Here is a 12,896-nt window from a genome sequence, read left to right as displayed (position 1 = left end):
AACTGACTGGCATTACGCCATCGGCGCCCTTTTTCACGGTCAGCTCCTGGCTTTGTCCAGGATCTGCTCGAGGAAACGGCCCACCTCGTGGCCATGGTGCTCCAGCATCTTGGGGAACATGGAGATGGGGGTCATGCCCGGGAAGGTGTTGATCTCGTTGAGCAGGATCTCCCCCTCCTCGGTCAGGAAGAAGTCGACCCGGGAGAGGTGAGTCAGACCAAGCTGGCGGAAGGCCTTGAGCGCATAGGCACGGATGGTCTCGATCTGCTGATCGCTGAGCCCCTCGGCTCGCAGGCTGGTGGTGGTATGGCTGGTGCTGCTGTACTTCTCTTCATAAGAGTAGAAATGGTCGGTCGGGGCGCAGATCTCCCCCGGCACGGTCGCAACCAGCTCATCCCCGTATTGGTAGACGGCCACCTCCAGCTCGCGAGGCTTGACCGCCTTCTCCAGCAATACCTGATCCGAGTAACCGAAGGCACCGTCGATGGCAGCGGCCAGGGACGCCTCGTCGGTCACCTTGTAGCAACCCACCGAAGAGCCCTGACAGGCGGCCTTGACGAAGAGGGAACCCCACTCGGCCAGGGCTGCTCGGGCCTCTTCCAGGCTCTGGGCACTGTTTTCGGTCAGGAAGCGGTACGGGGTGTTGGGGATACCGAGGGCCGTCAGCCACAGCTTGGTGGTGATCTTGTTAAAGCAGATCTTGCTCGCCTCGGCACCGCACCCCAGATAGGGCAAGCCGGCCAGCTCGAGGAAGGATTGCAGATCGCCGGTCTCACCCGGATAGCCGTGGATGCAGGGGACCACGAAGTCGACCGGACGCGCGACGCTGGCAAAGGAGAGCAGGCGATCGAGCCCCAGCTTGCACTCGCGTCCGTCGGCGGAGATCCAGCGATCTTTGAGCATCTCGACCCGGGTCACCTCGACCCCGGGCAGAGCCGTGAGCTTGCTCTCCAGATAGTTGGCACTGACGAGGGAGACTTGGTGCTCGGCGCCACCGCCACCGCACAGCAGCAATACATGCATGTTTTTCATCGTTCGCGATCCCTTTGGGAGAAGTGGCCGGGGCTGCAATCGGCCACCGGCGCAAGATGGGGGGCAGTGTAGCAAGGTCGGCAAAGGCTTGTCAGCCCACAGAGCCCTGTTCGTCCATGCGCTCAGCGCGGGGGATCGAGTCGCCCCACCCCATGACCGTTCACCCTGAACCAGCCGGCGATGCTGAATCGCTCGGCCCGGGCCGGCAACACCTCGTGGGGAAAGGTCTCGGAGAGAAAGACCACCAGGCGTCCCGCCCGGGGGGCGATGTCCGTCAGAAACTGTTCGTCATCCCCATAGAGACGCAGAAGACCACCGTCGGCCTCCTGCCACCCCTCATTGAGGTAGCAGACCGTGGTGAGACGGCGATTGGAGCGTCTGGCGAAGGCATCCCGATGGCGTCCGTAGAAGTCCCCCTCCCGATAGCGGGCGAAGTGGGCCTCGTAATCGAAGAGCCCCAACATAAGTTCTCGATTGGCACAGAGGCGAAGTTGCTCCATCATACCCAGGTAGTCGGCGACCGGGGCCCCGAGCGATGCATCGAGCCAGTGGATCTGGTCGCGACGTACCTCGCTGTTGGTCTGGTGCAAGGCGGCGCGGCCTATGCCTGCCGGTTGCCATACCTCGGGGAGTGCGTCACGTAATCCGGCCACCAGAGCCGGCTCGAGAAAATCATCCACCACTACCCAGCCCCGGGTAGCGATGGCATCCATGAGAGGAAGAAGATCCAAGATGTCGAATCCATTGAGAGAGGAGTGCGCATTCCAGCGCCCCCAAGGCAGGATGACAAACCATTCTTCTTCTCTTCACCAGCTTGTTTAGTCATGTAAAAGGGAGTTGAACCATGCCTCATATCAGCGAATTCGAACTGACCGCCCTCGACGGCACCCCCTTCCCCGCAGAGAGCCTCGATGGCAAGGTGGTGCTGCTGGTCAATGTGGCCAGCCGCTGCGGCTTTACCCCCCAATACCGGGATCTCGAGTCCCTGTGGCAACGTTTCCGGGATAAGGGACTAGTGGTACTCGGTTTTCCCTGCAACCAGTTTGGTCAGCAGGAGCCCGGCGACGCCGAGGAGATCGCCGAGTTCTGCTCCACCACCTATCCGGTCAGCTTTCCCCTGCTGGCCAAGGGTGACGTGAATGGCCCCGATGCCCACCCCCTCTACGAGTGGGCCAAGCAGCGCTGCCCCGGGCTGCTGGGGCTGGAGGCCATCAAGTGGAACTTCACCAAGTTTCTGTTCGACCGCGAAGGGGAGCCGGTGGCCCGCTACGCCCCCACCACCAAGCCCGAGAGCCTGCTCCCCGATATCGAGACCCTGCTGGCTCAGGGCGAGTAGAGGCTTGCCTCGCCTTCTGCTATAGTTCGCCCCCCTGAACTGTGATGTGCCGGCACCCGGGTGCCGGCCTGCCAACCCGGAGTCTGCATGACCTTCAACGAACTCGGTCTTTCCCCCCATCTGCTGCGCGCCATCGACGAGCTGGGTTACACCAGCCCGACCCCCATCCAGCAAGCGGCAATCCCTGCCGTGCTGGCGGGCAAGGACGTGCTGGGCGGGGCGCAGACCGGGTCTGGCAAGACCGCAGGCTTCGCCCTGCCCCTGCTGCACCGGCTGCTCGACAACCACGGTCGCGGTCAGCGCACGGTGCGGGCCCTGATCCTCACGCCCACCCGGGAGCTGGCCGCCCAGGTAGGTCAGCAGGTGACCGACTATGCCCGTCATCTCCCCCTGCGTCCCCTCACCGTCTATGGCGGCGTGATCATCAAGCCCGACATCGAGGCCCTCAAGAAGGGGGTCGATCTGCTGATCGCCACCCCGGGTCGGGTGCTGGATCTGCTGACCCAGCGCGCCCTCAACTTCGAACGTCTCGAGGTGCTGGTGCTGGACGAGGCGGACCGCATGCTGGACATGGGCTTTATCCGGGACATAGAGCGTATCCTGCGTACATTGCCGAGCGAGCGCCAGACCCTGCTCTTCTCCGCCACCTTCAACGACGAGGTGAAGCGCCTGGCCGACGAGCTGCTCAATGACCCCCAGCTCATCGAGGTTGATCCTGCCAACACCACGGCCGAGAAGGTGCGTCAGCGTCTCATCAGGGTCGATCGGGAGCGCAAACGCGAGCTGCTCTCGCACCTCATCAATGAAGAGCAATGGGAACAGGGGCTGATTTTCGTGCGCACCCGCCACATTGCCGATCGCCTCGCCCGCCAGCTCCAGAGCGACGGCCACGACGCCATCGCCATCCACGGTGAGAAGAGTCAGGGAGTGCGTAACCAGGCCCTGTCCGATTTTCGTGAAGGCAAGGTGCGCCTGCTGGTCGCCACCGACGTGGCGGCACGCGGCCTCGACATCGATCGCCTCGAGCACGTGGTGAACTTCGAGCTGCCCCAATCCCCCGAGGACTATATCCACCGGGTGGGCCGCACTGGCCGTGCCGGCCGTGGTGGTGTCGCCCTCTCCCTGGTCTGCCCCGAGGAGCAAGCCCAGCTCAAGGCGCTGGAGCGTTTCCTCGGCGAGCCACTCACCTGCGAGGTGATCCTGGGCTTCGAGCCAAGCGGCAAGCCGACCCGCCAGACCCTGCCCGGCAGCAAGCCGGTGCAAAACCCGCCGCGCAAGGGCAAGAGCGCTGGCAAACCGGCCGCCCCCAAGGGTGCCAAGCCGGCCAAGGCCGCGAAACCGGCCCCCAAGAGCAAGCCAGCCGATACCGGTGGCGACGAGGTAGGCTTTATGCCGGTACGCCGCCAAAGCCGCCAGCTGCTGCAAGAGGACGACGAATAAACACGAGGGGCCAATGGCCCCTCATCTTCTTGGCTAGAGCTCAACCAGCGCCACACGACGGGAGAGCGCCTCGAGCAGTTGCCGCAACGCCGCCCGGGGTAACACCCAGGTCGCTGTGTTGACCAGGGGGTGGCACTGCAGGGCATCGGCCTCCCACACCCGGCGCTCCATCACCAGCTCCACCTGCCGCTCGGCGTCATTGACCAGGGCCAGTGGCGTGACGGCGCCCGGACTCACCCCCAGGTGGCGCTCGAGCAGCTCGGCCGAGGCGAAGGAGAGGCGTCGGCAGCCCAGCGCTGTGGCAAGTTGCTTGAGATCTACCGGCGAGCGCTCATCGGCCACCAGCAGGATCAGGCGATCGCGCCGGCTCTCCCTGAGCAGGAGGTTTTTCACCCGCATGCCCGGCAGATCCCCCACCAGGGCCGACGCCTGCTCACAGGTGTAGACGGGCGCATGATCCCGCCCCTCAAGATGAATACCCAGTGTTGCAAGCCATTGGGCCAGTCTCTCCTTGTCCATCACTCTCCCTCTTGGTTGCCGCTCTGGTCCCACCTTACCTTCCCGTCGGCCACAAAACAAAGAGGGCTGCCCGGGCAGCCCTCTTCACAGGTGGCAAGATTAACCGCGGCGGGCCTGGATAGCCGCCGAGAGACGCCGCAGCAGGGTCTCGGTATCTTCCCAGCCGATACAGGCATCTGTGATGCTCTGGCCGACGGTGAGCTCGCACCCTTCTTTCAGATCCTGGCGCCCCTCCACCAGATGGCTCTCCACCATGACGCCGAATACGGCCTGGCTGCCACCGGCCAACTGGGCTGCCACGTCTTCGGCCACCAACATCTGGTTCTTGAACTGCTTGCTGCTGTTGGCGTGGCTGAAGTCCACCATCACCTTCTGCGGCAGGCCCGCCTTCGCAAGACCGCCACACACCTCGGCCACATGGGCCGCGCTGTAGTTGGGCTCGCGACCACCACGCAAGATGATGTGACAGTCCGGATTACCGGCGGTGGAGACGATGGCGGAGTGGCCATACTTGGTCACCGACAGGAAGTGGTGCGGGGCGCTGGCGGCACCGATGGCATCGATGGCCACCTTGATGGTGCCGTCGGTACCATTTTTGAAGCCCACCGGGCAGGAGAGGCCGGAAGCCAGCTCACGGTGCACCTGGGACTCGGTGGTGCGGGCACCGATGGCTCCCCAGCTCATCAGATCCGCCACGTACTGAGGGGTGATCATGTCGAGGAATTCGGAAGCGGTCGGCATGCCGAGATCGTTGAGATCGAGCAGCAGCTTGCGCCCGATCCGCAAGCCATCGTTGATGCGGAAGCTGCCATCGAGGTAAGGGTCATTGATGAGCCCCTTCCAGCCGACAGTGGTACGCGGCTTCTCGAAGTAGACCCGCATCACGACCTCCAGCTCCCCCTTGAGCTCCTCGCGCAAGGCCAGCAGACGCTTGCCGTACTCGACGGCGGCGACCGGGTCGTGGATGGAGCAGGGGCCGATCACCACCAACAGGCGGTCATCTTCACCCGCCAGGATGCGATGGATGGCCTGACGGCTCTCATAGACGGTCTGGCTGGCAGTCTCGGTAGCCGGAAACTTCTCCAGCACCGCGACAGGGGGCAGTAACTCTTTAATTTCCTTGATACGAACGTCGTCGGTTTGGTGCTGCATAGGGCTTTCCTGCGTGATTGCATACAACGGAGAAATTCCAATCTAGCCTCGACGCGGCGGCGTGTAAATAGAAAATTACATTTAAAATTAGAGAGTGGAACTTAAGAGCCTTGCAACTTACAGAAAGAATGCTAAAGGCCCGCCGAAAGGCGGGCCTGAGGATCAATCGCGCTGGCTGATGGCATCCAGTTTGGCGAAGAAGTCGGGGAAGGTCTTGGAGGTGCATCCCGGGTCGTTGATGGTCACCGGCGTGTCGGAGAGGGCCACCAGCGAGAAGCACATGGCGATACGGTGATCGTTATAGGTATCGATGGCCGCATGGGTCAGTCGGGGCACCGGAGTGACGCGAATATAGTCCTGCCCCTCCTCCACCAGGGCCCCCACCTTGCGCAGCTCGGTCGCCATGGCATGCAGGCGATCGGTCTCCTTCACCCGCCAGTTGTAGATGTTGCGGATAGTGGTCGGCCCCTTGGCAAACAGGGCCGTGGTGGCGATGGTCATGGCCGCATCGGGAATATGGTTCATGTCCATGTCGATCCCCTCAAGCGCCCCTTGCTCTGCCTCGATGAAGTCGTCCCCCCAGGTGATGCGGGCCCCCATCTTCTCCAATACGTCGGCAAAATGGATGTCTCCCTGGATGCTCTGTTTGCCGATCCCGGTGACCCGTACCTTGCCCTTGATGGCGCCGGCGGCGAGGAAGTAAGAGGCGCTCGAGGCGTCTCCCTCCACCAGAAAATCCCCGGGACTGACGTAGGTCTGGTTGCCCTTGATGTAGAAACACTGGTAGTTGTCGTGCTCCACCACCACGCCAAACTGTTTCATGATGTGCAAGGTGATGTCGATGTAGGGCTTGGAGACCAGCTCTCCCATGATGTGGATGCGGGTATCCCCGGCCGCCATGGGCGCGGCCATCAGAAACGCGGTGAGAAACTGGCTGGAGACGGAGCCGTCCACGTGCACATCACCGCCCCACAACCCCTTGGCGTCGATGGCCAGGGGGGGGAAGCCCTCCTGCTTGAGGTACTGGATATGGGCCCCCGCCTCACGCAAGGCGTCGACCAGATGGCCGATGGGGCGCTCTTCCATGCGCGGCTCGCCGGTTAGCAGGTATTCACCGCTGCCAAGGCAGAGGGCGGCGCACAGGGGACGCATGGCGGTGCCGGCATTGCCGAGGAAGAGGCGCACCGTCTCCTTGGCGGCAAAGCTGCGACCCAGACCATGAACGGTACATTCGGTCTTGTCGGCCGAGAGTTGATAGCGCACCCCGAGCTGGGTCAGGGCGTCGAGCATGTGACGGATGTCATCGCTGTCGAGCAGATTGGTCAGACGGGTGGTGCCGCGGGCCAGAGCGGCGAGCAGCAGGGCACGGTTAGAGACACTTTTGGAGCCTGGCAGATTGACGGTGCCGGCAACCCGGGTGATGGGCTCGAGGGATAACGACTTCATAGACATCCTGTTCCTGGTACCTAAAACTTGACCTGCTTCGGACGTTAACAGCCCGGGCAGGTATCGGCAAGGATCTTGCCTGAATGGATAAAAAATGGCGCCGGGGGAGACCCGGCGCCATCGTGCGACCGGTATTTAACCGTGCTGCTTGGCAAAACGCTCCATAAACGCCACCAGGGCCTGCACCCCTTCGATGGGCATGGCGTTGTAGATGCTCGCTCGCATCCCTCCCACCAGCTTGTGCCCCTTGAGGGCGAGCAGCCCGGCCTCCTTGGCGTCGGCCAGGAAGCGCGTGTCAAGCTCGGGGTTCTTGAGCTGAAACGGCACGTTCATCCGTGAGCGGCAGGCCGGGTCGACCCGGTTGCTGTAAAACGCGCTGCTGTCGATGTAGCCATAGAGCAGGTCGGCCTTGGCCTTGTTGAGACACTCCATCTGCTCGAGCCCACCGATCTCCTTGAGCCACTCGAACACCAGGCCGGCCAGATACCAGGCATAGGTGGGCGGCGTGTTGAACATGGAGTCATGCTCGGCGGTGAGGCGATAGTCGAGGATGGCCGGCACATCGCCGCGCCCCTGATTCAACAGATCGTCGCGCACGATGGCGATGGCAAGGCCAGAGGGGCCGATATTCTTCTGGGCGCCGGCATAGATGACGCCGAAACGACTCACATCCAGAGGGCGCGAGAGAATGGTGGAGGAGAGATCCGCCACCAGGGGGATGTCGCCGGTATCGGGGATGTCGAACATCTCAATCCCCTCGATGGTTTCATTCGGGCAGTAGTGTACATAGGCCGCATCGGGACGGAACGCCGGCGTCGGCAACAGACGGGTGATCCCCCCCTCCGAGCTGGCCCCCTCATGACCCAGCATCTCCCCAAACTTGACGCCCTCCTTGAGGGCGCCCCGGGACCAGACACCGGTCAGCAGATAGTCGGCCTTGCGATTATCGCCACCGAGCAGGTTGAGAGGAACGGCGGCAAATTGGCCGCGACCGCCTCCGTGCATGAAGAGCACCTTGTAGTTGTCGGGCACGGCCAACAGATCGCGCAGGTCTTGCTCGGCCTTCTCGGCCACCGCCATGAACTCCTTGCCGCGATGGGAGAGCTCCATGACGGAGGCCCCTATCCCCTGAAAATTGCAAAATTCGCGCTGTGCGCGCGCCATGACAGGCACCGGCAGCATGGCCGGGCCGGCGCAGAAATTGTAAATCGCTTGGTTCATGACAGTTCCGTGGCGTGATCCATGAGAATCATGCTTTTACACCGAACCGGCGCCGGTGAGCAAAGGCTTTTTGCGCAGGCGATCACACAAATGAGAAAGAGACGGGCGGGTCGCCAACCGTCGGCTCGCCCGTCTGAGCATCACAACTTGGCGGTGAGCTCGGGGAGCAGGGTGAAGAGATCCCCCACCAGGCCATAGTCGGCGATCTGGAAGATGGGCGCCTCCGGATCCTTGTTGATGGCGACGATGATCCGGGACTCCTTCATGCCGGCCAGATGCTGGATGGCCCCCGATATCCCGACGGCAATATAGAGCTCGGGGGCGACCACCTTGCCGGTCTGACCCACCTGCAGATCGTTGCCCACGAAGCCGGCATCGACCGCAGCGCGAGAGGCCCCCACGGCGGCTCCCAGCTTGTCGGCCAGGGCCTCGACCAGGGCAAACTGCTCGCGAGAGCCCAGCCCCCTTCCCCCCGAGACCACCACCCGGGCGGCGGTAAGCTCGGGGCGCACCGAGACGCGGGTCTCGCAGCCCGTGATGCGGGCCCGCACCGGGGCGGGCTCGAGAGCCAGATGCTCAATCGGGGCGGCCGGCTGGCTGGCGACCGGCACAAAGGCGGTGGAGCGCACCGTCATCAGGCGCTGGGGCGAGGCCAGGCGTACCCGCGCCAGGGCATTGCCCGCATAGATGGGACGCACGAAGGTCTCCCCATCCTCGATGGCGATCACATCGCTCAGGGGCTCGACACCGAGTCGGGCGGCGAGCCTTGGGATGAGATCCCGCCCCAGGGTGCCTGCGGCCATCAGGCAGAGCGGATATGGCGCCACCAGGGGATGCAGAGCCTTGTCGATACCGAGCAGGGCGCTCTGGGGAAGCCCGGTGGCCACCTTCACGGCGCTCACCCCGGCCAGTTCGGCCGCGCTCGCAGCTGCCTTCTCGGCCCCCTCCCCCAGCAGCAAGAGTTCGCACCGGCTGGCACAGCAAAGAGCCGCCGCGACCAGTCGGGGCACCGAGGGGGCCAGTTGCCCCTGAGTCTGCTCGGCAATGATCAGAACGTTCGTCAGTGTACTGCTCATGAGATCACCTTGGCCTCTTGTTTGAGTTTGACCAGCAGCTCATCGACCGAGCCGACCAGCACGCCACCGCTACGCTGGGGTGGCGGCGTCACCCCGAGGGGAACGATGGCGCTCCCGGCGCCTGCGCCGAGGGTCGCCAGAGGCTGGCTCTCAAGGGGCTTGCGCTTGGCCTTCATGATGTTGGGCAGGGAGGCAAAACGGGGCTCGTTGAGGCGCAGATCCACACTCACCACGGCCGGCAGGCCCAGGGCCACCGTCTCGAGACCACCATCCACTTCACGGGTCACCAGCAGCTCGCCACCCTCGGGTTTGAGGGCCGAGGCGTAGAGGGCCACCGGCCACTCCAGCAGGGTGCCCAGCATGGCAGGCACCTGGCCGTTGTCGCTGTCGATAGACTGCTTGCCAAGCAGCACCAGATCCGGCTGCTCGCTCTCACACACCCGGGCCAGGGCGCGGGCCACCGCCAGCGGTTGCAGCCGCTCGTCGGTGACATAGTGCAGCGCCCGATCGGCCCCCAGCGCCAGGGCATGGCGCAACTGCTCGGCCGCCGCCTCCGGCCCCAGGGTGACCACCACTACCTCTTGGGCAATCCCCTGTTCACGCAGGCGCACCGCCTCTTCCACGGCGATCTCACAGAAGGGGTTGATCCCCATTTTAACGTTGGCAAGATCCACGTCGGAGCCATCTCCCTTGACGCGTACCTTCACGTTGTAATCGATGACCCGCTTGATAGGGACCAGCAGCTTCATGATCACTCCTTGATAGAGAGAAACAAAGGTCGACTCGCCTTGTCGGCAACTGCCCCGACCAGCATGAGAGACTCGACCAGCTTTTGAATTCAAGTTTACGTTTACGTAAACTTCATTTACTAACCTATGACAACTCAGGAGCAGGGGCAAGATGGAACGCGACGTAATGGAATTCGATGTGGTGGTGGTCGGAGCAGGTCCCTCTGGCCTCGCAGCCGCGATCGCCCTCAAGCAGCGGGCTCCCGACTGCTCCGTCTGCCTGCTCGAGAAGGGCTCCGAGGTGGGTGCCCATCTCCTCTCCGGCGCCCTGCTCGATACCCGGGCCCTGCAAGAGCTCTTTCCCGAACGCTGGCAGGAGGCGCCACTCGGTGTGGCGGTGAGCGACGATCAGGTGCATCTGCTGCAAAGCGACAAGCACAGCCTGCGGCTGCCCCATTGGGCCATCCCCCCCTCCATGCACAACGAGGGAGCCCGTATCATCAGCCTGGGCAATCTCTGCCGCTGGCTCGCCAAAGAAGCCGAGGCACTCGGGGTCGAGATCTATCCCGGCTTTGCCGCGAGTGAGCTCATCATCGAAGAGGGCGTGGTCAAGGGGGTACTGACCGGAGATCTGGGGCTCGACAGGGAGGGCAATCCCAAGGCGGATCATGTGCCCGGCATGGCCCTGCTCGGTCGCTACACCCTGCTGGCCGAGGGGGCGCGCGGCCATCTGGGCAAGGGGCTCATCGAACAATTTGCTCTGGCCGAGGGTCGCCAGGCCCAGCACTACGCCATCGGCTTCAAGGAGTTGTGGCAGCTCCCGGCCGGTCGCACCAGCCCCGGCACTGTGCTGCACGGCAGCGGCTGGCCCCTGGGTAAAGATAGCCACGGCGGCTTTTTCCTCTATCACCAGGAGGGGGATCAGGTGGCGGTCGGCCTCATCGTCGATCTCAACTACCAAAATCCCTGGCTCAGCCCCTTCGAGGAGTTCCAGCGCTTCAAGCACCACCCGCTCATCGCCTCCGTGCTGGAGGGGGGAGAGCGGGTCAGCTACGGGGCCCGGGCCATCACCAAGGGGGGATGGAACGCCCTGCCCCGCATGCATGTGCCCGGCGCCCTGCTGCTGGGGTGCGATGCCGGCACCCTCGACTTTTCACGCATCAAGGGGATCCACACCGCCATGAAGTCGGGGATGCTGGCCGCCGAGGCGGTGAGCGCTGCCCTGGGCTCTGGTGGAGAAGATCTCGCCCACTATGGCCAGCTCATCGCCCAGAGCTGGCTTGGCCACTCCCTGCGCCGCGCCCGCCACTTTGGTGCCGCCCTGCACCGTTTCGGCCCCTGGCTCGGGGGAGCCTTCAACTGGCTGGAGCAGCGCTTCTTTCCCAAGGGTCTCCCCGTGCGCCTTCGTGACAGCGAACCCGACTATCGCCGCCTCAAGCATCAGGATCGCTGCCAGCCCATCGCCTATCCCAGGCCGGACGGAAAACTGAGCTTCGATCGCCCCTCTTCTGTCTATCTGGCCAACACCAGCCACGACGAGGATCAGCCCTGCCATCTCAAGCTGGCCGATCCCTCTGTTCCGCTCAGGGTCAATCTGGCCAATTGGGCCGAGCCGGCTCAGCGTTACTGCCCGGCCGGGGTGTTCGAGGTGGTGCAGCAGGAGGGGGAACCCGCGTTTCAGATCAACGGGGCCAACTGTATTCATTGCAAGACCTGTGACATCAAGGACCCCAGTCAGAACATCCGCTGGACGCCGCCGCAGGGAGGGTCGGGACCCAACTACCCCAACATGTGATCGGACCTCGTCCCTTTTTTGGCAAAGTCGTTGAATATTCGCTGAATAGCCCCTGACAAGCGCGGCGGACCTCTGTATAGTTCGCCGCAGTCAGGTTTTCTTTCGGCCTATGCGTCTTCCTGCATTCTCCTGTCGTCCTTCCGGGCGCGCATAAACCTGAGTGACCATCCCTGCAAACCCAACCGCATCAAGGGGGACCAGATGATTACCGCCTATATCCTCAATAACCAGGTACTCGACATCCACAACCTCGGGCCGCAGGACATACTGCCCGATAACACCATCTGGCTGGATGTCTACAAACCCGACGAGGAGGAGCGGGAGTGGTTGACGGGACTCTTCCTCGAAGAGGTGCCGGACAAGGAGGAGCTCGATGACATCGAGGCCTCCGCCCGCTTCTACTGGGACACGGACGGTCTGCACATCCACTCGCTCTTTCCCCAGCGGATCGGTCGCGATACCAAGGGGGTGCATGTCTCCTTCACCCTGCGCAACAACCTGCTCATCAGCATTCGCGAAGACGATATCGGGCTGGTACGCCTGCTGCGCCACTATATGCGCCAGGAGCGCCTCGAGGTGGAGAATGCCCTCGATGTGCTGCTGGAGGTGCAAAACCTCAAGGTGGAGTACCTCTCGGATCTGATCGAGGATGGCTACAAGACCCTGGAGGGGACCGCCGATCAGGTGTTCGAAGCCGATCAGCTCACCCCGATCCTCAAGGAATTAATCGCCCAGGAAGAGACCAATGGCCAGATCCGCCTCTCCCTGCACGATACCCGCCGGGCCCTGCGCTTCTTGAAGCGCAGCCTGCGCCAGACCATGAGCGGGGAGCAGAACAAGTGGATCGACGAGATGCTGCACGATGTGGAATCCCTGCTGCCCCATACCCAGTTCCTGTTCGACAAGATCAACTTCCAGCTGGAGGCCGCCATGGGGGTGACCAATCTGGAGCAGAACAAGGTGATCAAGATCTTCTCGGTAGCCGCCGTGGTCTTCCTGCCCCCCACCCTGATCGCCAGCATCTACGGCATGAACTTCGCCCATATGCCGGAGTTGGCCATGGGGTATGGTTACCCCATGTCCATCGGCCTGATGTTGATGTCGGCCTTTGGCACCTACTTCTTCTTCAAACGCAAAGGGTGGCTCTGACG

12 protein-coding genes are annotated in these 12,896 nt (G+C 63.2%); 4 read left to right on the top strand and 8 right to left on the bottom strand.

Features of this window, described 5'->3' with window-relative positions; translation table 11 throughout:
• Positions 1–39: 39 nt before the first annotated feature.
• Together BN1133_RS05915 and BN1133_RS05910 are read right to left on the bottom strand one after the other, a co-directional pair.
• Positions 40–1,032, bottom strand: coding sequence for a D-alanine--D-alanine ligase (locus tag BN1133_RS05915; protein ID WP_050665618.1), 993 nt, complete (start codon positions 1,030–1,032; stop codon positions 40–42).
• Between the two features lie 122 nt (positions 1,033–1,154).
• Positions 1,155–1,745, bottom strand: a complete 591-nt coding sequence (locus BN1133_RS05910; RefSeq protein WP_050665617.1) for a 2OG-Fe(II) oxygenase — start codon at positions 1,743–1,745, stop codon at positions 1,155–1,157.
• A gap of 131 nt (positions 1,746–1,876) precedes the next feature.
• Here BN1133_RS05910 and BN1133_RS05905 point away from each other — a divergent pair, with 131 nt between their 5' ends.
• Both BN1133_RS05905 and BN1133_RS05900 read left to right on the top strand, forming a co-directional pair.
• Positions 1,877–2,368 (top strand): glutathione peroxidase, encoded by a 492-nt coding sequence (locus BN1133_RS05905; protein ID WP_050665616.1) that lies wholly within the window; start codon positions 1,877–1,879, stop codon positions 2,366–2,368.
• 87 nt (positions 2,369–2,455) lie between these two features.
• Positions 2,456–3,808 carry a DEAD/DEAH box helicase gene (locus BN1133_RS05900; protein ID WP_050665615.1) on the top strand — a complete coding sequence of 451 codons (1,353 nt, stop codon included), beginning with the start codon at positions 2,456–2,458 and terminating at the stop codon, positions 3,806–3,808.
• A gap of 33 nt (positions 3,809–3,841) precedes the next feature.
• Here the strand turns inward: BN1133_RS05900 and BN1133_RS05895 are convergent, their stop codons facing one another.
• The 6 genes from BN1133_RS05895 to BN1133_RS05870 all read right to left on the bottom strand — a co-directional run bounded on the left by BN1133_RS05895 (position 3,842) and on the right by BN1133_RS05870 (position 9,971).
• A complete protein-coding gene (locus tag BN1133_RS05895) occupies positions 3,842–4,327 on the bottom strand; it encodes a prolyl-tRNA synthetase associated domain-containing protein (RefSeq protein ID WP_050665614.1) in 486 nt (161 codons plus the stop codon).
• 99 nt (positions 4,328–4,426) lie between these two features.
• Positions 4,427–5,479 carry a 3-deoxy-7-phosphoheptulonate synthase AroG gene (gene aroG, locus BN1133_RS05890; RefSeq protein WP_050665613.1) on the bottom strand — a complete coding sequence of 351 codons (1,053 nt, stop codon included), beginning with the start codon at positions 5,477–5,479 and terminating at the stop codon, positions 4,427–4,429.
• A 162-nt stretch (positions 5,480–5,641) separates the two neighbouring features.
• Complete coding sequence (gene aroA, locus BN1133_RS05885) at positions 5,642–6,925, bottom strand: 3-phosphoshikimate 1-carboxyvinyltransferase (protein ID WP_050665612.1); 1,284 nt, start codon at positions 6,923–6,925, stop codon at positions 5,642–5,644.
• A 135-nt stretch (positions 6,926–7,060) separates the two neighbouring features.
• Complete coding sequence (gene serC / locus BN1133_RS05880; RefSeq protein WP_050665611.1) at positions 7,061–8,146, bottom strand: 3-phosphoserine/phosphohydroxythreonine transaminase; 1,086 nt, start codon at positions 8,144–8,146, stop codon at positions 7,061–7,063.
• Between the two features lie 140 nt (positions 8,147–8,286).
• The gene (locus tag BN1133_RS05875; protein WP_050665610.1) at positions 8,287–9,222 is read right to left on the bottom strand and encodes an electron transfer flavoprotein subunit alpha/FixB family protein; all 936 of its coding nucleotides are present in this window, start codon (positions 9,220–9,222) and stop codon (positions 8,287–8,289) included.
• Entirely contained in the window at positions 9,219–9,971 is a 753-nt protein-coding gene (locus BN1133_RS05870; protein WP_050665609.1) for an electron transfer flavoprotein subunit beta/FixA family protein, read from the bottom strand. Before BN1133_RS05870 ends, BN1133_RS05875 begins: the two co-directional genes overlap by 4 nt.
• Before the next feature lie 151 nt (positions 9,972–10,122).
• Between BN1133_RS05870 and BN1133_RS05865 the strand changes: the two genes are divergently transcribed.
• Both BN1133_RS05865 and corA read left to right on the top strand, forming a co-directional pair.
• Positions 10,123–11,745 (top strand): electron transfer flavoprotein-ubiquinone oxidoreductase, encoded by a 1,623-nt coding sequence (locus tag BN1133_RS05865; protein ID WP_050665608.1) that lies wholly within the window; start codon positions 10,123–10,125, stop codon positions 11,743–11,745.
• Positions 11,746–11,946: 201 nt separating this feature from the next.
• Complete coding sequence (gene corA, locus BN1133_RS05860) at positions 11,947–12,894, top strand: magnesium/cobalt transporter CorA (RefSeq protein WP_050665607.1); 948 nt, start codon at positions 11,947–11,949, stop codon at positions 12,892–12,894.
• Positions 12,895–12,896 lie beyond the last annotated feature (2 nt).

It is taken from the genome of Aeromonas schubertii, assembly GCF_000820105.1.
In the GTDB taxonomy this organism is placed as follows: domain Bacteria; phylum Pseudomonadota; class Gammaproteobacteria; order Enterobacterales; family Aeromonadaceae; genus Aeromonas; species Aeromonas schubertii.
This window is presented reverse-complemented; position numbering and strand designations above follow the sequence as displayed.